The sequence below is a fragment of the Duganella sp. Dugasp56 genome, assembly GCF_047304105.1.
Classification (GTDB): domain Bacteria; phylum Pseudomonadota; class Gammaproteobacteria; order Burkholderiales; family Burkholderiaceae_D; genus Rugamonas; species Rugamonas hordei.
Genome location: NZ_JBGLYQ010000005.1, coordinates 94,688 through 116,956, shown reverse-complemented (window position 1 = coordinate 116,956; position 22,269 = coordinate 94,688). Strand labels below are relative to the sequence as shown.

General features: G+C 65.9%; 12 protein-coding genes. 4 read left to right on the top strand and 8 right to left on the bottom strand.

Annotated features, from left to right (window positions below; genetic code table 11):
* Positions 1-86 precede the first annotated feature (86 nt).
* Positions 87-3,212, top strand: a complete 3,126-nt coding sequence (locus tag ACCD07_RS04655; RefSeq protein WP_413446645.1) for an NAD(P)-binding protein — start codon at positions 87-89, stop codon at positions 3,210-3,212.
* 22 nt (positions 3,213-3,234) lie between these two features.
* Here the strand turns inward: ACCD07_RS04655 and ACCD07_RS04650 are convergent, their stop codons facing one another.
* Positions 3,235-3,438: a hypothetical protein gene (locus ACCD07_RS04650; protein WP_176651369.1), complete on the bottom strand. Its 204-nt coding sequence runs from the start codon at positions 3,436-3,438 to the stop codon at positions 3,235-3,237.
* 143 nt (positions 3,439-3,581) lie between these two features.
* Between ACCD07_RS04650 and ACCD07_RS04645 the strand changes: the two genes are divergently transcribed.
* Positions 3,582-4,664 (top strand): flavodoxin family protein, encoded by a 1,083-nt coding sequence (locus ACCD07_RS04645; RefSeq protein WP_413446644.1) that lies wholly within the window; start codon positions 3,582-3,584, stop codon positions 4,662-4,664.
* 1 nt (position 4,665) lies between these two features.
* On the opposite strand, the gene ACCD07_RS04640 is transcribed toward ACCD07_RS04645, so the two are convergent.
* Together ACCD07_RS04640 and ACCD07_RS04635 are read right to left on the bottom strand one after the other, a co-directional pair.
* Positions 4,666-6,057 carry an MFS transporter gene (locus tag ACCD07_RS04640; RefSeq protein WP_176651367.1) on the bottom strand — a complete coding sequence of 464 codons (1,392 nt, stop codon included), beginning with the start codon at positions 6,055-6,057 and terminating at the stop codon, positions 4,666-4,668.
* A gap of 74 nt (positions 6,058-6,131) precedes the next feature.
* A complete protein-coding gene (locus ACCD07_RS04635; protein ID WP_353403766.1) occupies positions 6,132-9,008 on the bottom strand; it encodes a hybrid sensor histidine kinase/response regulator in 2,877 nt (958 codons plus the stop codon).
* Positions 9,009-9,158: 150 nt separating this feature from the next.
* On the opposite strand from ACCD07_RS04635, the gene ACCD07_RS04630 reads away from it, so the two are divergent.
* Complete coding sequence (locus ACCD07_RS04630; RefSeq protein WP_176651365.1) at positions 9,159-9,788, top strand: LysE family translocator; 630 nt, start codon at positions 9,159-9,161, stop codon at positions 9,786-9,788.
* Positions 9,789-9,934: 146 nt separating this feature from the next.
* On the opposite strand, the gene ACCD07_RS04625 is transcribed toward ACCD07_RS04630, so the two are convergent.
* A complete protein-coding gene (locus tag ACCD07_RS04625) occupies positions 9,935-10,666 on the bottom strand; it encodes a YceI family protein (RefSeq protein ID WP_353403767.1) in 732 nt (243 codons plus the stop codon).
* A 400-nt stretch (positions 10,667-11,066) separates the two neighbouring features.
* Positions 11,067-13,724, bottom strand: a complete 2,658-nt coding sequence (locus tag ACCD07_RS04620) for a M1 family metallopeptidase (protein WP_413446643.1) — start codon at positions 13,722-13,724, stop codon at positions 11,067-11,069.
* Between the two features lie 156 nt (positions 13,725-13,880).
* Between ACCD07_RS04620 and ACCD07_RS04615 the strand changes: the two genes are divergently transcribed.
* Positions 13,881-14,507, top strand: coding sequence for a glutathione S-transferase family protein (locus ACCD07_RS04615; RefSeq protein ID WP_176651362.1), 627 nt, complete (start codon positions 13,881-13,883; stop codon positions 14,505-14,507).
* Between the two features lie 15 nt (positions 14,508-14,522).
* On the opposite strand, the gene ACCD07_RS04610 is transcribed toward ACCD07_RS04615, so the two are convergent.
* Genes ACCD07_RS04610 through ACCD07_RS04600 form a run of 3 tightly spaced genes read right to left on the bottom strand, consistent with a single transcriptional unit; the run spans position 14,523 to position 22,221 of the window.
* Positions 14,523-15,410, bottom strand: a complete 888-nt coding sequence (locus ACCD07_RS04610) for a CheR family methyltransferase (protein WP_413446642.1) — start codon at positions 15,408-15,410, stop codon at positions 14,523-14,525.
* Positions 15,411-15,418: 8 nt separating this feature from the next.
* Complete coding sequence (locus ACCD07_RS04605) at positions 15,419-20,326, bottom strand: HAMP domain-containing protein (protein WP_413446641.1); 4,908 nt, start codon at positions 20,324-20,326, stop codon at positions 15,419-15,421.
* A 17-nt stretch (positions 20,327-20,343) separates the two neighbouring features.
* On the bottom strand, positions 20,344-22,221 hold the full coding sequence (locus ACCD07_RS04600; protein ID WP_413446640.1) for a putative bifunctional diguanylate cyclase/phosphodiesterase: 1,878 nt from the start codon (positions 22,219-22,221) through the stop codon (positions 20,344-20,346).
* Between the last annotated feature and the right edge of the window lie 48 nt (positions 22,222-22,269).

The following is a 22,269-nucleotide window of genomic DNA, read 5'->3' as shown; positions in this document are numbered from 1 at the left end:
CCGAAGTCAATCAATTTATTTTTAGCAACTTGGCGCCGATTTCTCATACACTGATAATCCTGTTGAACTCCCGGGACTCACAGCGCATGGCAACCAGACCTTCATACATCTATCAAGGCGGCTCGGTGATGATGCACTCGCCGCTGCAGTTGAAAAACTCCGAAATGTACGGCTTTTTCGTCAAGGGCGATCTGGCCAAATTGCAGGCCACGCTGGACGGCACGCTGAACCAGGTGGCCGGCCAGCGCATGCGCTTCAAAGCGATCTCGCCATATGTGCTGCTGACGTTCACCCGCGTCAACCACGCCGATTCGGCGGCGCCGGTCGACCATGCCAAGGGCTGGATCACCGAGATCGACATCGTCACCTGGATCATGGTCGGCGCCATGGACGACGAGGGCAAGCTGGCCCACCTCTATTACTACCCGGCCCACATCTTCGTCGACGACGCGATGGCGCTGATTAACGGCCGCGAATTGTTCGGCTACCCCAAGTATCTGTGCGAGTACGAGATTCCGCAGGCCGGCACCGAGCCGCTGCGCTGTTCGGTCGCGGCCAAGGGATTCCAGCCGTTTTCGCCGGAAACCAGGATCGCCATGCACCCGCTGCTGGAAGTGAACGCCACGCGCAAGACCGGCATTGAAAGGCCCGTCACCAGCGTGCTCGATCTGATCGAGCAGGCGATCGAGTTGTTCCTGTCGATCCCGGATTTCTTCAACATGGACGTCGCCGGCTGGGACGACATCATCTCGCTGCTGCGCAACCCGCGCATCGACCAGATCTTCCTCAAGCAGTTCCCCGACAGCGCCGGCTTGAAGGCGGTGTACCAGGCCATCCTTGCCGCGCCGGCCACCATCGACCGCATTCACAGCGGCAAACTGCTGGGCTATGAATACGAGTGCGTGCTGCACGGCTTCGACAGCTTCCCGCTCAACGAGACGCTGGGCCTGCAACTGGGACCGCAAACGGCCATCCTGCCGTACAACCTGAACTTCGATTTCACCGCGCAGCCGGGCGAAGAACTGATCGACAATTCCTCCGTGTCGCCGCAGAAGGTCGCGATCCTCGGCGGCGGCGTCGGCTCGATGACGGCCGCCTACTACCTGAGCGACCAGCCGGGCTGGCAGAACAACTACGACATCACCGTCTACCAGCAGGGCTGGCGGCTGGGCGGCAAGGGCGCCAGCGGGCGCAACGCGCAGTACGGCCAGCGCATCGAGGAACACGGCCTGCACATCTGGTTCGGTTTCTACTGCAACGCGTTCAAGATGATCAAGGCCGCCTACGCCAGCCTGGATCGCCCGCCCGGCGCGCCGCTGGCGACATGGCGCGACGCCTTCAAGCAGCAGGACTACGTGGCCTTGTCCGAGCAGGTCGGCGACCAGTGGCACAACTGGTCGATCGTGTTCCCGACGCTGCCGGGCGAGCCGGGCGAGGGCGGCGAGCAGATCACCTTGTGGCAGCTGGCGGTGGCGATGGTCGGCTGGATCGAACAATGGATCAAGAGCCTCGACCACCTGACCAGCGAACTGGAACTGCCGCCGCATCCGCACCATACCGGCATGCTGCCGGACTGGATCTGCCATGTGGCTGAAGGCATCGGCTCATCCGCGCACGAACTGCTGGAAGACCTGTCGCTGCTGGCCAGCGGCTTGTCCGGCATGGTGGCCAACCTGTCGGCCGACGCCGCAACGCATACCGAAGGCCAGCACCTGGCGCTGGCCGGGGTGATGGAGGGCGTGCGCCACAAGCTGCGTTCGCGCTATCGCGGCTTGGTTGAGCAGGCCGACGGCGACGCCAGCGACGATATCCGCCGCCTGTTCATCTGCGTGGACTTGGGCATCACGGTGATGAAGGGCGTGTTCGAGGACGGCGTGATTCGCAACGGCTTCGACGTCATCAACGACATCGATTTCCGCGCCTGGCTGACGAAACACGGCGGCGACCAGGAATACTGCGTCGACTCGGCGCCGGTGCGCGGCTTCTACGACCTGGTGTTCGCCTACGAGGGCGGCGACTTCGACAAGCCGAATATCGAAGCCGGCACGCTGCTGCGGGCGATGGCGCGCATCGGCCTGGCCTACAAGGGCGGCATCATGTTCAAGATGCAGGCGGGCATGGGCGATACCGTGTTCACGCCGCTGTACCAGGCCTTGCTGGCGCGCGGCGTCAAGTTCAAGTTCTTCCACAAGGTCGAGGAGCTGGTGCCGGACGGGCGCCAGATCGGCAGCATCCGCATGACGCAGCAGGTCAAGCTGGCCGGCGCCGGCTACGATCCGCTGGTCGACGTGAAGGACCTGGCGTGCTGGCCGAGCGTTCCCAATTACGAACAGATCGATCCCGCGCAGGCGGCGCTGCTGCAGCAGAAGGACATCAACCTGGAATCGTACTGGAGCGACTGGCCGAAGGTTTACCACGAGGCGTTCGACAAGGAGCTGCCGGTGCTGACCTTGCGGCGCGGCGTCGATTTCGACCAGGTGGTGTTCGGCATTTCGGTCGGTTCGCTGCCGGCCCTGTGTCCGCAGTTGCTGGCGCAAAGCCCGGCGCTGCGCACCACCGCAGAGCAGGTGCGGACGGTGGCCACGCAAGCCTACCAGGTCTGGCTGGACAAGGATCTGGCGCAGATGGGCTGGAGTGATCAGCCCGAAGGCCAGCAACCGGTGCTGAGCGCGTTCACCGAGCCTTACGATACCTGGGCGCCGATGGACCAGCTGCTGTGCCGCGAAGACTGGCCGGTCGGGCTGGAGCCGCGCAACGTGTCCTACTTCTGCAGCGCGCTGCCGGTGGCGAGCTATCCGCCGGCCGGCGACAGCGGTTTCCCGGCGCGCATGGCGGCCGTGGCAAAGGAGGGGGCGGTGCACCAGTTGAGCCAGCAGATCGCGTCGTTGTGGTCGGCGGCGGGGCCGGCCGGCGCGTTCCCGTGGCAGTGGCTGGTCGACGGCAGCGGGGCTACCGGCGTGGCGCGCTTCGACAGCCAGTACTGGCGCGCCAATGTCGATCCGTCCGAGCGCTACGTGATGTCGGTGGTGAACAGCACCAGGTACCGGCTGGCGACGGATCAATCGGGGTTCGCCAACCTGTACCTGACTGGCGACTGGATCAAGACCGGCCTGAACGCCGGCTGCGTCGAGGCGGCGGTCATGGCCGGCATGCAGACCTCGCGCGCGATGAGCGGCCATCCGGCCGTCATCGAAGGTGAGACTGACTTCTGATCCCGTCAGCCTGCCGTCTGCGTTAAGGGCGGCGGTAGCCGCGCGAGGGTTGCTCGGCGCGTGCAGGCATGCGTCCTTGCTGCTGCGGCGGCGCGTCGTTGCCCGGATGGCCGGCGGCGTGATTGCCGCTCTCGCTCATGCCCTCCTGCTCGGGGTCGTAGTCTCCATCAGGCATGTTGGCACCGGGTTTAAAGCCTTTTTCGCTGGATTTGCTTGCTTCGGTCATGATGATTCTCCTTTGATGGCGTTCCGGGCACTGGGAGTGGCCGGAACCTCATGATAGGCTTGCAGGCCGGCGCGTTCCGTATGCCAGCGTACGGAGCGGGTAAAGAATGCATGGCAATCTGGAGCGCTACCATGGAGGCTTTCATGACCGATACCGTGCCACAGATACGAGAAGGGCAGGCGCCGGCCCCGCTCGGCCGCGACGAATTTCATCTGCAGTTCATGCGTTCGTTCCAGGATCCGGCTTTCGGGCCGGTGCAAACGGCGCTGGCCCAAGTCGAGGAGGTCGCCTGGACCAATTACCGCGACGGCCGCAAGGCGCCTGTCACGCAAAAGGCGGGCGCCGGCTTCGCCGATCCCGGTTACGAGCTGTCGGTGGAATGGAAGGCCACGCGCGACCGCCTGCTGGCCGCCGAAAAAATCCAGAAGGATCCGAACAGCCGCTCGCGCGTGCTGCTGATCGTCGGCGCCGCCCGCAATGACGGCAGCTGTCCCGGCGAGATATCCAAGACCTTCCGCATGATGCGCTGGGCGGAGCAGACGCTGGCCGGCGCCGGCGTCGAAACCGACGTGCTCGACCTGAGCCTGCTGACCTCCAGCTACGACCTGCACATCCATCCCTGCAAAGGCTGCGTGTCGACCGCGATGCCGCTGTGCCATTGGCCCTGCAGCTGCTATCCCAACCACGGCGAGCGCCAGACCAACGACTGGATGGCGGAGATCTACGAAAAGTGGGTGGCCGCGCACGGCGTCATCATCCTGACGCCGGTGTACTGGTACCAGGCACCGTCGGTGTTGAAGTTGATGATAGACCGGCTGGTGTGCGCCGACGGCGGCAACCCCGACCCGAGCAGCACCCACGGCAAGAAGGCGCAGGAAGCCAAGGCGCTGGAACTGGCGGGCTGGGACTATCCCAAGCATCTGGCGGGCCGCGCCTACGGGCTGGTGGTGCACGGCGACGTGGCCGGTATCGAAGGCGTGCGGCGCAACCTGGCCGACTGGCTCGACTGGATGGGATTGATCGACGCCGGCAGGCAGTCGGCGCTGGACCGCTATGTCGGCTACTACGACTCGTATGCTGAAAGCCACGAAGTGCTGGACCGCGACCAGGCGTTCCAGCAGGAGGTGCGCAACGTGGCGCAGTCGGTGGCGATCGCGGTCGGGCAGCTGCGCAGCGGCTGGCTGAGCAAGCCGGACGCCGAGGTGCGGCCGGTGCGGCCAAAATAACTCATTTGCCGCCGACCGCCATCCGCGAAAAACTGGCGATGCTGGCCGCGGCCGCAAACGCGGCGGCCAGCATCAATGCATAGCTCGTGCCGCGCGTGGACGACAGCGTGAAGCAGTAGGCCACCAGCGCGGCGCCGGTGGCCTGGCCGATCAGCCGCGCCGTGGCGACGATGCCGCTGGCGCCGCCGGCGCGGTGCGGCGGGGCGCTGCCCATGATGGCCTTCAGGTTGGGCGCCTGGAAGAAGCCGAAGCCGATGCCGCACCAGGCCATGCGCCAGGCGATGTCGAACGCGGTGACGCCGGTGGACATGGTCAGCAGCGCCACCAGTCCCGACGACAGCAAGGCCAGGCCGATGCCGCCCAATGCACCGGGCGAATAGCGGTCGCTCAGGCGGCCGGCGATGGGCGCCATCACCGCCACCAGCGCCGCCCACGGCGTCATCAGGAAGCCGGTTTCTATCGGCGAGCGGCCCAGCGTGGTCTCGAAATAAAACGGCAGCGAAACGAAGGCCAGGCCCTGCGCCGCGAAGGTGCACACCGCCGTCATCGCGGACAGCGTGAACAGCGGCCGCCGGAACAGGTCGACCGGCAGCATCGGCGCCGCGTGGCCGGCCTGGCGGCGCAGCAGCAGCCAGAAGAACAGCAGCGTGGCGGCCAGCTCTGGCACCAGCTTTTGCCAGCTCTCCAGGTGCGCGCCTTCGCCGAAGGTCAGGATCAGCAAGCCGAAGGCGAACACGTTGTAGACGGCGGTCAGGGCGTCGATCTTGTGGCCGGAGCGCGGCGTCAGCGGCAGCGCGCTGCGGCCCAGCCAGACGGCGAACACGCCCAGCGGCACGTTGATGGCGAACAGCCAGGGCCACGGCGCGACCGACAGGATCAGCGAGGCCGCCGTCGGTCCGACGGCGAACGACACGGCCACCACCAGCGAATTGGCGCCGAAGCCGCGTCCCAACAGCCTGGCCGGATAAATCGCCCGCAGCATGGCGGTGTTGACGCTCATCAGCGCGGCGCCGCCGACGCCCTGCAGCAGGCGCGCCACCACCAGCGACGGCAGCGACCAGGCCAGCGCGCACGCCAGCGAGGCGGCGGTGAACAGGCACAGGCCGAAGACGAAAACGCGGCGGAAGCCCAGCGCCTCGCCCAGCGCGGCGAAGGGCAGCAGCGTGGCCACCATCGCCAGCTGGAATACGTTGACGATCCAGACCGAGGCCGCCGGCGTGGCGCGCAGTTGCTCGGCCATCGCGGGCAGGGCGGTGTTGGCGATGGACGTGTCCAGCGCGGTCATGCCGACGCCGATGGCGACCGACAACATGGCCAGGCGGCGCGCGGCGGGCGGCAAGCCGTCGCGCTCGGCCAGGGTGGTTGCGGTATCTGCGATGCTGGCTGTCGACATATGGTTACGGGGAGATGATGACCTAGACTGTCATTGTCCCGTAAACCGCCGGAGTCTGCTGGCGGCGGCCCGGGTCAGCCGGCCGATGCGCGCTGCGGCGCGTCGCCGTCCCCGCCGTTATCGATGGCGGCGCGGCGCAGGTCGTTGCAGGCCTTGTCCAGCGCCGCTTCCACGCCCGGCAGCATGTCGACCACGCCGGCCAGGTCGCCGGCCGCCGCCGCCTTTTCCAGTTCCGCGCACAGCGTGTGCAGATGCGTGGAACTGAGGTAGCCGGCGCTGCCCTTGAGCGCGTGGATCGCCGCCGCCGCCGCGCTGGAGTTGCCGGCGCCGATGGCGGCGCGCGCCGTCTCCAGCCGGCGCGGGGCCTCGTCCAGGAAGGCTTGCGTGATGCGCTGCATGTGCGCGTACGACAGACCGGCCAGCGGCATGATCTGCACCGTCGACGGGTCGGCGCGCTTGTCGGCGGACGGCGCCACGCCGAACTGCTGGTCCAGCGCCTCGCTGCGCGCCGCCGCCAGCCGCGCGGCGTCGGTCGGGCGCAGCGGACGCCCGCGGCTCAGGTGCTGGGCGATGGTCTTCTCGATCTGGTCGTACAGCAGGCGCTCGTCGACCGGCTTGCTGAGGAAGCCGTCCATGCCCACCGCCAGGTAGCGCGCGCGGTCATGGTCGCTGGCGTTGGCGGTCAGCGCGATGATCGGGATGCCCGGGTCGAGCACGCGGTAGTCCTCGCTGCCGCCGCTGCGGATCAGGCGCGCGGCCTGTTCGCCGTCCATCATCGGCATGCGGCCGTCCATCAGCACCAGGTCGTAGGCGGCGGTGCTCAGCGCGTGCAACGCCTGCAGGCCGTTTTCCACCACGCGGATATCGTGGCCCATGTTCTCCAGCAGCGTGCTGACGATGATCTGGTTGGTGCGCACGTCCTCGGCGCACAGCACCCGCAGGCGGTAGGCGTGATGGTCCTTGCGCGGCAGGCTGGCCGGATCGATGACCGGCGCGATGCCCGGCGCCAGCGGCAGCGTGAAGCTGAACGTCGAGCCGACGCCGACCCGGCTTTCGGCCGCGATCGAACCGCCCATCAGCTCCACCAGCTCCTTGCAGATGGCCAGGCCCAGGCCGGTGCCGCCGTAGCGGCGGGTGGTCGAATGGTCGGCCTGCTCGAACTTCTGGAACAGGCGCGGCAACGAGTCGGCCGGGATGCCGGGGCCGGTGTCGCTGATGTCGAAGCTGACGCTGGTGCGGCCGTCGACGGATTGCAGCGACGAGGCGTCCAGCCGCACTTCGCCGCGGTCGGTGAACTTGATCGCGTTGCCCATCAAGTTAAGCAGGATCTGGCGCAGCCGGGTCGGATCGCCGCGCACGTAGCGGGGCAGGTCCAGCGCCAGGTCGCAGCGCAGCAGCAGGCTCTTGGCGTCGGCCTGGCCCTGCAGGATGCCGATGGCGTCGTCGACCAGCGCGATCAGGTCGAAGTCCACGGTTTCTATCGACAGGCGGCCGGCGTCGATCTTGGAGAAATCGAGGATGTCGTTGAGGATGGCCAGCAGCGACTCGCTGTTCTGCAGGCCGATGCGCAGATACTCCTCGGTCCTGCCGTTCACCGACTGGTCGCGCATGGCGAACTTGATCATGCCGATCACGCCGGCCAGCGGCGTGCGGATGTCGTGGCTCATCGCCGACAGGAAATCGATGCGGTGGCGGCTGACGATTTCCGCATGTTCCTTGGCTTCGCTCAGCTGGGCGGTGCGCTCCTGCACGCGCTGCTCCAGGGTGTTGCGCAGCAGGCGGATCTGGTCGGCCAGCGCGAAGGCCAGCAGCACGCCGTCCAAGGTGCCGCCCAGCAGCGTGAACAGCTGGGCGTTGGTGACCAGCGCCGGGATCAGGCCGACGTTGGCCGGCAGGATGAACAGGCCGGGCACCATCAGCGCCACGAAGCCCAGCACGAAGAAGCGCGCCGGATAGTAGCCGCGCCGCCAGACGACGATGCCGCTGACCAGCGCCATCGTCATCCAGATCGAGATGACGATGGTGGCGATGGTGTGCGCGTAGCTGAGGAAGAAGAAGCAGCTCGGCAGCGTCAGCAGCGGCAGCACGATGTTGACGCGGCTGAACGCGTACAGCCGCGGCGCGTGCTCCTTCAGGCGCAGGAAGGTGGTGTAGAACAGCGTGCTGAGCACCGGCAGCAGGAAGAACGGCACGTAGTGCCAGTGCAGGTTGTGCCAGCCGAACAGGTCGGCCGACATGTGGAAGGTCATGCCCCAGGCGACGGCGTAGCACAGCACGTACAGCGAGTAGTACAGCGACGAGCGGTCGCGGGTGATCGAGTAGATGAAGAAGTTGAACACGGTCAGCGCCAGCAGCGCGCCGATGGAGCCGATGATCAGCACGTTTTCGCGCGCCACCAGTTGCTGGTAGGCGCCGCGCGGCAGCACCGACATGACCGGCGTGCGGGCATAGTAGGGGCTGGAAAAGCGTATCAGCACCTGGTAGCGCTGGCCCGGCTGCAGCTCGACGTCCCTGCCGTAATGCAGCAGGTAGGGATGCGGCTGGCGATAGCCGGTCAGCATCTGGCGGGTGCTGCCGTCGGCGCCGTAGACCTGGATATCGACCATGTCGATCAGCGTGTCGTTGGGATCGATGACCCAGGCCGCCTGGCGGCTGTCGTTGCGCAGCTCGGCATACAGCCAGTAGCTGCCGCCGAGCAGGTCGACCTTGGCGGCCGGCTTCAGCTGCGCCAGCATGGCCGGCAGACCGCCGGCCGTGACGGGGAAGGCCTGGCCGTCGTCGTCGTGGAACAGCTTGCCTTGCACGGCCAGGTCGACGCTGGCGCTGTTCAGGGGGATGGGAGCGGCTTGCGGCTGGGCCTGAGCCGGCGCCTGCCACCACATCAGCACGGCCAGCAGCAAGAATAGTAAGCCGCGTGGCAGGCCGCAGGACATCTCGCTCGCTTTAGTCATTGGTTTCCGAGGGCCGCGGGTCTGGAAAAAGTTGTTTTTTGTATTTTAAACGAGAACTTATTGTTTTAGACAAAAATTGACTGTCGGGCCTGCTTCAAGCGCTGTCGCGCGTCAGGTAAGATGGCGGCTTTGCGCCACAGGATAGCGACCATGCTCATTTCCCCAGAACAATTTATTGGTTTCCTCAGCGCCGCGCTGCTGATCACGCTGTCGCCGGGGCCGGACAACCTGATGGTGCTCAGCGTCGGCATGTCGCGCGGCCGCCGCCAGGGCATGGCTTTCGGCCTGGGCTGCGCGCTCGGTTGCCTGAGCCATACGCTGCTGGCGACGCTGGGCGTGAGTGCGTTGATCAAGGCCTCGCCGCTGGCGTTCGGCGCGCTCAAGCTGGTCGGCGGCGCCTACCTGATCTGGCTGGGCATAGGCGCCTTGCGCAGCCGCGGCGGCGCGCGCGTCGAGGGTGCCGGCCTGCCGGACGAGAGCCTGGGCAGGTTGTTTGGCAAGGGCTTGTTCGCCAACGCCGTCAATCCCAAGGTGGTGCTGTTCTTCTTGTCGTTCCTGCCGCAGTTCGTGGTGGCCGAGCGGGGCGACGCCAGCTGGCAGACCGCGCAACTGGGCCTGTTGTTCACGGCCCAGGGCGTGGTGCTGTTCGGTTTGCTGGGTTATTTCTCGGGCGCCGTCGGCGCCTGGATCAACCGCCATCCCGGCGCGGGCGCGTGGATGGACCGCGTGGCGGGCACCATATTTGTCGGGCTGGGACTGAAGCTGATCGTCAGTCGCTGAAAAAAAGCAAAAAAAGTTCGTACATGGGCGCGTATGTCATCAGGGCGTAATGCTGCACTGCGAAACTGGCTTTGCTCTTTCAAGTCTCTCCCGATTTGAAAAACCTTTGGCCCGCGCCTTTTTGTGCTGCGGGCTTTTTTTTTTGTTTATCGCGCGACCAGCGTGAACTTGAGTTCCAGCTGGTCTTGCACGGCCAGCGCGCCGCCCATCAGCGAGAACGGCACGATGCCGAAGTCGCTTTGCTTCAGGTTGACGGCGCCGGTGACGGTCATGACCCCGGCATTGACGCGGATGTCGACCGGGATCGCCAGCGTGCGGCTGACGCCGTGCAGCGTGATCGTGGTCTGCAGCGGCTGGCCGGGCGCGCCGCGCTCGGCGTGCACCGCGACCAGCGGATAGCGTCCCGCGTCCAGCACCTTGGTCAGCATATTGGTGCGGGTGCCTTCGATGGCGTCGGCCGACGGCTGTTTTTCCAGGCCGGCGGCGGTGCGCAGCGGGGCTTCGTCCACCGTCAGCTGGTCCAGGCGGAACTGGAAGTCGGCGCGGTTTTGCGCCGGCGCGACCGTGCCGCTGACGGTGCGGGCGGCCACCAGGTGATCGTGGCCCAGCCGCGCCAGCATGCCGCCGCGCCGCACGGTGACGGCGATCAGCGATTGCGCCGGGTCGATATGCAGCAGGGGAGCGGTCGCGGTCGCAGCTGCCGTAGGGGGCTTGACGCTGGCCCCGGCCGGCTTGGCAACGGCGGCCGGCGCCGGTGCCGTTGCGGCGGGCTGACTGGGGACTGGCGCGGGGGCGGACGGGGGCGGCGCCGGCAGCTGGCTGCACGCGGCCAGCAAGCTGCACAGCAACATTACTTGCAGGGAGATTTTTATGTTCATGCGTCCTGTACCCGTGGTCATTTGGCCGTCATATAGCCCGATTATGATGCGTGTCGCTGGTCCCAGCGTGCTCCAGCTGGTCGCCGTGCCCAAGCAGGCACGGGATTTCACAAAGCATGACTCAGCAGGCTCGCCGGTGGCCTGAAACACCGGCACCATCCTTCCAGAATTCCAACCTTAATGAAGTCCTAAGCCTGTGGCCGACGATAGCTGGCACAGTAACACCTGTAGCGCGTGGTTCAGCCTCGCGCCCGGTTGCCGGACTCGTTCAAGCCCGGCACAGAATTCGTCCAGGCGGCACCATCGCCGCCGGACCGCAGAACATCCCCACGCTTTCGAGCGTTTTCGAACCAGCATCATCTCACGATGACGCTGGTTTTTTTTGCTCTTCTTTTAACGATCAGCCGTGCTTGGCCAGCCAGGCGTCGATTTCCGGCAGGCGTGTGGTGCGCACTTTCACGCGGTACTGGATCGAGGCGATCGCGGTTTTGGTGTCGCCCTGGGCGTCGGCAGGCAGATGCTCCTTGGCGTAGGCGCGCAGCTTGTCGATCATCGCCGGATCGGCCGAGCGGCCACCCAGGCCGGGGAAGTAGCGGCTGCGCGAGGTGGCGTCGATTTTTTTCTCGACCTGCTCGCGGTGGGCCAGCGCGAAATCGAAGGCCAGGTCCGGATGCTGGCCGGAGACGCGGCCGATGATCGACGCGCCGGTGGTGGCGCCGCCTTCGTCGGTCAGCGCCAGTTCCAGCGCGCGCTGCGCCAGCGCCTTGTCCTTGGCGGTGCCCAGCAGGTCATACAGCTCGCTCTTGATCATCGTCGATTTCTCTTCCTGGGCGGCGGCGTGCAGCTGGTCCCAGGTCGTGACGTCGGCGTTGGCCGCGATCACCGCCAGGATAGGGCGGCGCAGCGCGGCCGGCATGGCGGCTGCGTCGGTGGCCGAGGCGGCGTAGCGGCGGCGCGCTTCGGCCACGACGCCTTCGTCGCCGACCATGCCCAGTGCCGACACCAGCGTCTCGCGCAGGTTGGCGACCGGCGCCGCTTCATCCTTGGCTGCGGTCCAGCCGATGCGGGCCAGCACCGGCGCCAGGCGCGCGCGGGCGAACTTGTCCAGCGCGGCGCGCTGTTCGGGCTTGCCTTCGTAGCTGGCGTGCAGGCTGGCCAGCACGCCGGCGATCTTCTGCCAGACCTGCGGCGCCGCGTCAACCGGCGCGGTGTTGGCCAGGTCCATGAAGCCGGAAGCCGGCATCAGGCCCGCCATGCCCAGCGACCAGGTGTCGGACAGCAGGCCCAGTTGGTCGATGGTGCTCATGCCGGCAAAGCTGCCGGCCAGCGCCGCGAAGGCTTTCGGCGCGTACAGCGTGCGGTAGTAGCCGCTCTGGCCGGCGTTGACCAGCACCGGGCCGCAACCCGGCAGCGTCATGCTGGCCTTGCCGCCGTTGACGACGGTGCGCACGGTGGTGCCGCCTATGGTCTGGGCGATCACCGGCACGCGCCAGCTCAGCGGCTTCTTGTTTTCCTGGTCCTTGCTGAATTCGCCCTGCGTCAGCGCGATGGTGGTCTTGCCGTTCTTGCAGACCGCTTCCGCTACGCGGATCAGCGGCACGCCCGGCTGCAGCGTGAAGTCGTGGGCGATCGCGGTGACCGGCTTGTGCGCGGCCTTTTCGACTTCAACCCACAGGTCGTCGGACCTGGTGTTGCCATAGGCGTGCTTGGCGATGTAGCTGCGCACGCCGGCACGCCAGGCTTCGTCGCCGACGTAGTTTTCCAGCATGCGGATCACCGACTCGCCTTTTTGATAGGTGATGCTGTCGAAGGCCTGGCTGGCCTGTTCGACGGTGGCGATGTGCTGCACCACGGGATGGGTGGTGGCCAGCGCGTCGCGCTCCATCGCCTGTTCGCGCGTGCCCACGGCCTTCAGCTCCCACTTCCATTCAGGATGCAGGCGGGTGGTGGTGCGCGACTCCATCCACGAGGCGAAGCCTTCGTTCAGCCACAGGTCGTCCCACCAGTTCATCGTCACCAGGTCGCCGAACCACTGGTGCGCCATTTCGTGCGCGGCCACCAGGAACGAGGTTTCCTTGTCCGACTGCGTGGCCACGCGCGGATCGAGCAGCATCGCGTATTCGAAGGTGAAGATCGCGCCCCAGTTTTCCATCGCGCCGAAGAACTGGCTGCGGCCGGGTGCGGCGATGTTGTCCAGCTTCGGCAGCGGATACTTGACGCCGAAGTAGTCGTTGTATTCCTTCAGCACGGCGACCGACGAATCGAGCGCGAACTGGGCCTGGCCCAGCGAGCCTTTCTGCGTCACGACGCCCAGTTCGACGCCGCTTTCGACCGCGCTGGCGCGTTCGAATTCGCCCAGGCCGAAGAACAGCAGGTAGGTCGACATCTTGGGCGAGGTGGCGAAGCGCACCAGTTCGCGCCCGTCGGCCAGCTTGCTGGTCGAGGTAACCGGCATGTTCGAGACGGCCATCTGGCCGGCCGGCACGGTGGCCTCCAGCGCGAAGGTGGCCTTGTAGTTCGGTTCGTCCCACGACGGGATCACGCGGCGCGCTTCGGAGTTTTCAAACTGCGTGTACAGCGCGCGCTTCTTTGCGCCGCCGTTCTGGTAGTCCAGCGAGAACAGGCCGGCGGCCTGGGTGCCGATCACGCCGGTGTAGTCCAGCTTGAGCTGGTAGCTGCCCTTGGCCAGCGGCTGGGCGAACTTGAAGGTGGCGGTCTGCTTGTCGTTGTCGACGCCGATGTCGCTGGCGGCCACTGCCGGCTTGCCGGGGCCGGCGCTGATGGCGGCGGCGCTGAACTTGAGGTCGGCCGCGTTCAGCGTCAGGGTATTGGTGGCTTGCTTGATTTCGAGCGCGATCGTCACGCTGGCGCTGAAGGTGCTGTTGGCGGCGTCCGGCACCAGCGATACGGCGTAGTGCGTCGGCACCGCATTGGTAGGTAACTGGGTAGTCACCTGGGCCGCCTTGGTGGCGGGGGCGGCTGCAACCATCGGGGAAGTCAGGCCGGCGGAAACGCCGATGAGCGCCATCACGGCGAGCGAAATCAAGCTGCGTTGCATGTCTAGTCCTTTTTATGTTAGTGGCCTCGTGAGCCAGCGTAGCAATCTAAAGGTAACGGCACGCGATGTCAATCTTGTATCACTCTGTAACAGCGATGTACCGCGTATCAGCTATGATGCGGCTATGACGCGGCTAACAAGAGACAGGAGACTGAAATGAAATTCTATACTTCGCCACGCACACCCAACCCGCGCCGGGTGGTCATGTTCATGGCCGAGAAAGGCCTGACCGGTATCGAGCACGTGACGGTCGATCTCGCCGCGGGGCAGAACCGCAGCGCCGAGTACCTGGAAAAGAATCCGTTCGGCCGCGTGCCGGCGCTGGAGCTGGACGATGGCCGCATCCTGTGCGAAACGCGCGCCATCTGCACCTGGCTGGAAGGCTATGCTCCCGAGCCCAACCTGATGGGCGACGGCTTCGACGAGCGCGCCTTCATCGAGATGACCGATCGCCGCGTCGAGCTGCACCTGTTCCTCGGCATCGCCAACTGCGTGCGCCACACGCATCCGGGCCTGGCGATGCTGGAACAACCGCAGTTTGCCGACTTCGGCGCGTCGCAAGGCGAGAAGATGCGCGAGACCGCGCGCTGGCTGGACCGCACGCTGGCGACGCAGCCCTTCGTCGCCGGGCAGCGCTTCACGATCGCCGATATCACGGCGTTCTGCGCGCTGGAGTTTGCGCGCGGCCTGATGAAATTCCGTCCCGGCGCCGAAGGCATGGACCATTTGCAGGCCTGGCGCGACCGCGTCGCCGAGCGCCCCAGCGCCACCACGCCATATTAAGTATCAAGCCGGGTATCAAGCCACGCGCTTGTACCAGGGCTGGCTCGGGAACACCGGCTTGTAGCGGCCTGTCAGCGGATTGCCCACCTCCAGCGGCCGGTCCAGTACCAGCAGGCCGGATTGCGCCAGGCTGTCGTCGAACAGCCGCAGCGCGCGCTGGCGCAGTGCCGGGCCGAAGTCGGGCAGGGCGCGGCGGGCCATGATCATCTGGAATTCATTGAACGAGGCGTCCGTCACCAGGTTGTACTGGGCCCAGGTGATGCGGTTGCGCAGCCGCGGCAGCAGCACCGCGCGCGCGTGGTCGTCGCTGACCTCCAGGTAATCCAGCAGCGAGCCCACGCCGCCGCTGCGCGCGTAATTTTCCTGCAGCTCGCCCAGGCGGTTCATCGGCAGGCTGGCGTCGAGCGCCTCCGCCAGCAACACGTCGCTGGAGACGGTGGCGTAGATTTCGGTGCGTTCGCCCAGCTGTTCCTGCTCCAGCAGGATGGCCAGCGTCCAGGCCTGCTGGGCGCCGGCGCAATCGGCCAGCCACACTCTCGGCAGAGGGGTGCCGTGCAGGCTCGCACCGAGCGACATGCGCAGCAGCGCCACTTCGGCGGCGTCGTCGAACATCAGCGCCGGTTCCACGTACAGCTGACGCAGCAGGGCGCCGCAGGCTTGCGGGTCGTGCAGCACGCGATCCTGCAGCGCCGAGATGGTCGGCGTTTCGAGCTGCTTCATGGTCGCTTGCACCTGGCGGCGCACGACGTCGCGCTGGTAGCCGCGATAGTCGTAGCCGTGGCACTGGAACATGGCTTCGAGCAGCAGCTCAAGTTCCAGTTCCTCCACCGACGACGGCGAGTGGCGGCGCGCCTCGGGCGGCGGCCGCAGCACCGCCTTCAACGAGGCCAACAGCGAAGTCATACCCGCCATCAGTGCAGCCAGACCCGCATCAGCGACAGCAGCTGCGCCACGTCCACCGGCTTGGTGATGTAGTCGGAGGCGCCGGCCGCGATACATTTATCGCGGTCGCCCTTCATCGCCTTCGCTGTCAGCGTGATGATCGGCAGCGACTTGAATTTCGGTATGCGCCGGATCGCGCGCATGGTGTCGTAGCCGTCCATCTCCGGCATCATGATGTCCATCAGGACGATCTCGATGGTCGGATCCCGTTCCAGCACCTCGATGCCGTCGCGGCCGTTCTCGGCGAACGACACCTGCATCTGCTGGCGCTCCAGCAGCGAGGACAGCGCGAAGATGTTGCGCAGGTCATCGTCGACGATCAGCACCTTGCGTCCCGCCAGGCCGCCGTCGGCCGCGTGGATTTCCTCCAGCATCTTGCGCTGCGCCTCCGGCAGGCTGGCCTGCGAGCGGTGCAGGAACAGCGCCGTCTCGTCCAGCAGGCGCTCGGGCGAACGCGCATCCTTGATGACGATGGTCTTGGCGTAGCGCTTGAGCTTTGCCACTTCCTTGCGATTGAGCTCCTTGGCCGTGTTGATCACGATGGGCAGGTCGCGCAGCGATTCATCCTTGCCGATGATGTCGAGCAGGTCGAAGCCGCTGATGTCGGGTAGCGTCAGGTCCAACACCATGCAGTCGAAGCGCGCCTCGCGCAACGCGTCCAGCGCCGCCTGGCCGGTGTCGACGGCGACGATGTGCAGGTCGGCGTCGCCGATCAGGGCGACGATGGAGTCGCGCTGCATCGGTTCGTCGTCCACCACCAGCAGGCTGCGTTTGCCGCCCAGCAGGAACTTCTGGATGCGGGTGAATTCCTCCAGCAGCACCGCCTTGCTGATCGGCTTGTTCAGGTAGGAGATCGCGCCCAGGCGCAGCGCGCGCTCGCGCTCGCGCAGGCTGGACATCACGTGCACCGGAATGTGGCGGGTGCTCGGATCGCGCTTGAGCCGATCGAGCACGGTGAAGCCGTCGATATCCGGCAGGTCCAGGTCGAGCAGGATGGCCGACGGCAGGTAGTCGCGCGCCAGGCTCAGGGCCGAATCGCCCTGCATGGTGACGATGCCCTTGAAGTTCTTCTCGCGCGCGTAGTCCAGCACGATCTTGGAGAAGCGCTCGTCGTCCTCGATGATCAGCACCGACGGATCGCCCGGCGCCACCAGGCCGCGGTCGTCGCTGCCGCCGTATTCCTCCATGTCGGCGTCGAGCTCCGACAGGGCGTTGATGTTGCTGCCTTCATGCCCGGCCGCAGTCAGTTCGTAATGCGGCGGCGAGTACACCACCTGCGGCGCCGGCATCGGCAGGCGCACCTGCGGCTGGCGGCCCATGTCGTAGTTGATGAAGCCGGCGCGGTTGTACGGCAGGAACAGCGTGAACGTCGAGCCGTTGCCGACCACCGATTCGACGCGGATCTCGCCGCCCAGCAGGCGTGCCAGTTCGCGCGAGATCGACAGGCCCAGGCCGGTGCCGCCGTACTTGCGGGCGGTGGAGCCGTCGGCCTGCTGGAACGCTTCGAAGATCAGCTGCAGCTTGTCGGCGGCGATGCCGACCCCGGTGTCGCACACGGCGAAGGCCAGCACCGCGTCCGCATGCAGCAGGTTCGGGTGGTCGCTGGAGAAGCCGCTGCTGACCATGCCGATCACCAGCGAGACCTGGCCGTGCGTGGTGAACTTGAACGCGTTCGACAGCAGGTTTTTCAGCACCTGCTGCAGGCGCGTGGTGTCGGTCATCATCGCCGTCGGCAGGTTTTCCTTCAGCTCGACGGAGAAGCCCAGGTGCTTGGCCTCGGCCATGTGGCGGAAGGTGCGGTCGACGTAGTTGCGCAGATTCTGGAAACGGTACTCGGAGACGTCCAGCGTCACGGTACCGGATTCGATCTTCGACAGGTCCAGGATGTCGTTAATCAGCGTCAGCAAGTCTGAGCCGGAGCCGTGGATGGTTTTCGCGAACTCCACCTGCTTGCCCGACAGGTTGCCGTCCGGGTTGTCGCCCAGCTGCTGCGCCAGGATCAGCAGCGAGTTCAAAGGCGTGCGCAGCTCGTGCGACATATTGGCCAGGAACTCGGATTTGTATTTCGACGACAGCGCCAGCTGGGTGGCTTTTTCCTCCAGCGCCAGCTTGGCCTGCTCCACCTCGCGGTTCTTGCGTTCCACCTCGATGTTCTGCTCGGACAGCAGGCGGGCTTTTTCCGCCAGCTCCTGGTTGGTCTGCTGCAGTTCCTGCGCCAGCGACTGCGACTGCGTCAGCAGCGACTCGGTGCGGCTGTTCGCCTCGATGGTGTTGAGCACCACGCCGATCGATTCCATCAGCTGGTCGAGGAAGGACAGGTGCGTCTCGGTGAAGCGGTCCAGCGAGGCGATCTCGATCACCGCCTTGACCTGCTGCTCGAACAGGATAGGCAGCACGACGATGTTGGTCGGCGGCGCCGCGCCCAGTCCCGACGAGACGACGATGTAATCGCGCGGCACGTCGGTCAGCCAGATGCGCACCTTCTCCACCGCGCACTGTCCGACCAGGCCCTCGCCCGGCAGGAAGGAGGTCGGCAGCTTGCGGCTGGAACGGTAGCCGTAGCTGGCGATCATGCGCAGGCGGGCGTCGGACTCCTGCGAGTCCATCATGTAGAACACGCCGTGGTGCGCCGACACCAGCGGTGCCAGCTCGGACAGAATCAGCTTGGTCACGGCCTGCAAGTCGCGCTGGCCCTGCAGCAGCCGGGTGAAGCGCGCCAGGTTGGTCTTCAGCCAGTCCTGCTGCGCGTTCTTCAGCGTGGTGTCCTTCAGGTTGCGGATCATCTCGTTGATGTTGTCCTTCAGGTAGGATACCTCGCCGCGCGCCTCCACCTGGATGGAACGGGACAAGTCGCCGCGCGTCACGGCGGTCGCCACCTCGGCGATCGCGCGCACCTGGTTGGTCAGGTTTGCCGCCAGCTGGTTGACGTTCTCGGTCAAGTCCTTCCACGTGCCGGCCACGCCGGACACGTTGGCCTGGCCGCCCAGCTTGCCCTCGGTACCCACTTCGCGCGCCACCCGCGTCACCTCGGATGCGAAGGAGGACAATTGGTCCACCATCACGTTGATGGTGTCTTTCAGCTCCAGGATCTCGCCCTTGACGTCCACCGTGATTTTCTTCGACAAGTCGCCGCGCGCCACGGCGGTGGTCACCGCCGCGATGTTACGCACCTGGCCCGTCAGGTTGGACGCCATGAAGTTGACGTTGTCGGTCAAGTCCTTCCATGTGCCGCCGACGCCCGGCACGTAGGCCTGTCCGCCCAGCTTGCCCTCGGTACCCACCTCGCGCGCCACCCGCGTCACTTCCGACGCGAAGGAGGACAATTGGTCCACCATCACGTTAATCGTGTTTTTCAGTTCGAGAATCTCGCCCTTGACGTCCACCGTGATCTTTTTCGACAGGTCGCCGTTGGCCACGGCGGTGGTCACGTCGGCGATGTTGCGCACCTGACCGGTCAGGTTACCCGCCATCGAGTTCACGCCGTCGGTCAAGTCCTTCCATGTGCCGGCCACGCCGGGCACGTTGGCCTGGCCACCCAGCTTGCCCTCGGTGCCGACCTCGCGCGCCACCCGCGTCACTTCCGAAGCGAAGGAGTTCAATTGGTCGACCATCACGTTGATGGTGTTTTTCAGTTCGAGAATCTCGCCCTTGACGTCCACCGTGATCTTCTTCGACAAGTCGCCGTTGGCCACGGCGGTGGTCACGTCCGCGATGTTACGCACCTGACCCGTCAAGTTACCCGCCATCGAGTTCACCGAGTCGGTCAAGTCCTTCCAGGTGCCGGCCACGCCTTTCACCTGCGCCTGGCCGCCCAGCTTGCCCTCGGTGCCGACCTCCCGCGCCACCCGCGTCACCTCGGATGCGAAGGAGGACAGTTGGTCCACCATCACGTTAATCGTGTTTTTCAGTTCGAGAATCTCGCCCTTGACGTCCACCGTGATTTTCTTGGACAAGTCGCCGTTCGCCACGGCGGTGGTCACCGCCGCGATGTTACGCACCTGGCCCGTCAGGTTGGAGGCCATGAAGTTGACGTTGTCGGTCAAGTCCTTCCATGTGCCGCCGACGCCCGGCACGTAAGCCTGTCCGCCCAGCTTGCCCTCGGTGCCCACCTCCCGCGCCACCCGCGTCACCTCCGACGCGAAGGAGCGCAACTGGTCCACCATCACGTTGATGGTGTCCTTCAGCTGCAGGATCTCGCCGCGCACGTCCACCGTGATCTTTTTCGACAAGTCGCCGTTGGCCACGGCGGTAGTCACCTCGGCGATGTTACGCACCTGCGACGTCAGGTTACCCGCCATCGAGTTGACCGAGTCGGTCAAGTCCTTCCACGTGCCGGCCACGCCCTTCACCTGCGCCTGGCCGCCCAGCTTGCCCTCGGTACCCACCTCGCGCGCCACCCGCGTCACCTCCGACGAGAAGGAGGACAACTGCTCCACCATGGTGTTGGCGGTGGTGGCCGCGCGCAGGTACTGGCCCTTCAGCGGCACGCCGTCGACCTCCAGCGCCATGGTCTGCGACAGGTCGCCTTTCGCCACGGCGCCGATGACGCGCGCCATTTCGGTGGTCGGCCGCACCAGGTCGTCGATCAGCGCGTTGACGGCGCTGACGATAGCGGCCCAGCCGCCGGACATATTGGGCACCTGCGCGCGCTGCGTCAGACGGCCTTCGCGGCCCACCACGCGGCTCACGTCCGTCACCACCCTCACCATTTTTTCCTTGGTTTCGATGATTTCGTTCAGCGTGTCGGCGATCTTGCCGGCCATGCCGGTCCAGTCGGACGGCATGCGGGCGGTGAAGTCGCCTTTTTTCAACGCCATCAGGGTGGACAGTAAGAGCTTGGCGTCCAGCTGCTCGCCCATGTCGGTCATATTATTCATCGGCTAGTCCTCGTTAATTAGGAGGGAACGGTGGTGGTGGTGATCGGTGTGCCATCCGGCTGTGCGGCGCCGGCATGTTCCAGCAAACCCGCAGCCGCAAGCGGCGGGCTGAATAAATCGCCCTGGCAGCTGTCGCAGCCGAGTGATTGTAGTACTTCCAGTTGACGGCTGTCGTCCACGCCCAGCGCCACCACCCGCATCGACAGCGCGCGGGCCAGGTGGATGACGGCGGCGACGATGTCGGTGCCGCCATCGTTGTTGCCGATGGCGTGGACAAACGCGCGGTCTATCTTCAGCGTGTCGAGTTGCCAGCGCTTGCAGGCGGCCAGCGAGGAGCGCGCGCTGCCGAAGTCGTCGAGCGCGGTGCGCACGCCGGCCGTATGCAGCTGTTGCAGCAGTTCCGCCAGCGGTTCGGCCGCGCCGAGCAGCAGTTTTTCGTTCAGTTCCAGGCCGATGCTGCCCGGCGCAAGTTGGTGCTTGCGCAGCGCCGGCAGCAGCACTTGCAGCAGTTCGGCGTTCAGCTGCGGCGCGGCCAGCGGAATCCAGATGCACAGCGGCTCGCCGCCGGGCAGGGCGCCGGCCGAGGCCTGCCACAGCGCCGCCTGCGCGCCGGCCTGCGTCACGACCCAGGTGTCGATACGCTCCAGCAGTCCCCGTTCCTGCACCTGCGGCAGGAACTGGCTGGCTTCCAGCAAGCCGCGATCGGGATGGTGCCAGTAGAGCAACGCCTCGGCGCCGGTCGTGCGGCCGGCCTTGATGTCGATCTGCGGCTGGTAGCGCAGTTCCAGCTGGTCGGCCGTCAGCGCCTTGCGCAGCTCCAGCGTCCATCGTTCGCGTTCGCGCTCACGTTCGTTGAGCGCCTCGTGGAAGAATTGCACCGGCCCGGCGCCATGTCGCTTGGCGTGGTACATGGCCGTATCGGCGTTCTTCATCAGCGTCTGGGCGTCGGCACCGTCTTGCGGATAGATCGCGATGCCGATGCTGGCCGCCGTCTTCAGGCGCTGGCTGCCGATATCGAACGGCAGCGCGCAGGCCATCGCGATTTTCTGCGCCACGCGCGCCGCATTGCCCGTCGCCGCGCGGCCTTCGATCAGCACCACGAACTCGTCGCCGCCCAGCCGCGCCACCACGTCGGCCACGCGCACCGCCGCCGTCAGCCGCGCCGCGACCTGGCGCAGCAGCTCGTCGCCCGCTTCATGGCCGAAGGTGTCATTGATCTGCTTGAATTTGTCGAGATCGAGGAACAGCAGCGCGAACCCATCGCCGCTGCGGTCGGACGTCGCCACGGCGTGTTCGAGCTGCTGGATCAGCGCGCGGCGGTTGACCAGGTTGGTCAGCGCATCGCGGATCGACAGCTCGTGGGCACGCTGCTCGGCCAGTTTACGTTCCTTGATTTCCTGTTCCAGCTCGGCGTTGATGCGCTCCAGGTCCTGCAGGCGCTGCACCCGCAGATCCTGGTTCAGCTTGGCCAACTGGTCGCGGTTTTTGCGCAGCTGGATATTCTTCTTCGTCATCTCGACAAACACCGCCACCTTGGCCTGCAGGATTTGCGGGATCACGGGCGTGAACAGGTAGTCGGCCGCGCCTTTCTGGTAAGCCTTCAGGCGGTTGATTTCGTCGGCGTAGTGCGCGGTGATGAAGATGATGGGCACGCCCGCCGAACGCGGATGGGAGTGGATCGCCTCCGCGGTCTCGAAACCGTCCATGCCGGGCATGCTGACGTCGAGCAAAATCACGGCGAATTCGTGCAGCAGCACCTGGCGCAGCGCTTCCTTGCCGGAAGCGGCGGTGATCAATTGATACTGATGCTGGTCGACGGCGTCGGCCAGCAGGCTCTCCAGCGCATACAGGCTGGCCGGATCGTCATTGACGAGGAGGACTTTAGGGATCGGCACGGCGGGCTGGACGGTTGAGGTAGTGGAGGGTAGTTACAAAGTTGCTGG

What these genes read in the sequence shown, in the direction of transcription:
- ACCD07_RS04655 (WP_413446645.1), top strand. Translation starts at nt 87, where the DNA reads ATGGCAACCAGACCTTCATACATCTATCAAGGCGGCTCGGTGATGATG.
- ACCD07_RS04650 (WP_176651369.1), bottom strand. Translation starts at nt 3,438, where the DNA reads ATGACCGAAGCAAGCAAATCCAGCGAAAAAGGCTTTAAACCCGGTGCC.
- ACCD07_RS04645 (WP_413446644.1), top strand. Translation starts at nt 3,582, where the DNA reads ATGACCGATACCGTGCCACAGATACGAGAAGGGCAGGCGCCGGCCCCG.
- ACCD07_RS04640 (WP_176651367.1), bottom strand. Translation starts at nt 6,057, where the DNA reads ATGTCGACAGCCAGCATCGCAGATACCGCAACCACCCTGGCCGAGCGC.
- ACCD07_RS04635 (WP_353403766.1), bottom strand. Translation starts at nt 9,008, where the DNA reads ATGACTAAAGCGAGCGAGATGTCCTGCGGCCTGCCACGCGGCTTACTA.
- ACCD07_RS04630 (WP_176651365.1), top strand. Translation starts at nt 9,159, where the DNA reads ATGCTCATTTCCCCAGAACAATTTATTGGTTTCCTCAGCGCCGCGCTG.
- ACCD07_RS04625 (WP_353403767.1), bottom strand. Translation starts at nt 10,666, where the DNA reads ATGAACATAAAAATCTCCCTGCAAGTAATGTTGCTGTGCAGCTTGCTG.
- ACCD07_RS04620 (WP_413446643.1), bottom strand. Translation starts at nt 13,724, where the DNA reads ATGCAACGCAGCTTGATTTCGCTCGCCGTGATGGCGCTCATCGGCGTT.
- ACCD07_RS04615 (WP_176651362.1), top strand. Translation starts at nt 13,881, where the DNA reads ATGAAATTCTATACTTCGCCACGCACACCCAACCCGCGCCGGGTGGTC.
- ACCD07_RS04610 (WP_413446642.1), bottom strand. Translation starts at nt 15,410, where the DNA reads ATGACTTCGCTGTTGGCCTCGTTGAAGGCGGTGCTGCGGCCGCCGCCC.
- ACCD07_RS04605 (WP_413446641.1), bottom strand. Translation starts at nt 20,326, where the DNA reads ATGAATAATATGACCGACATGGGCGAGCAGCTGGACGCCAAGCTCTTA.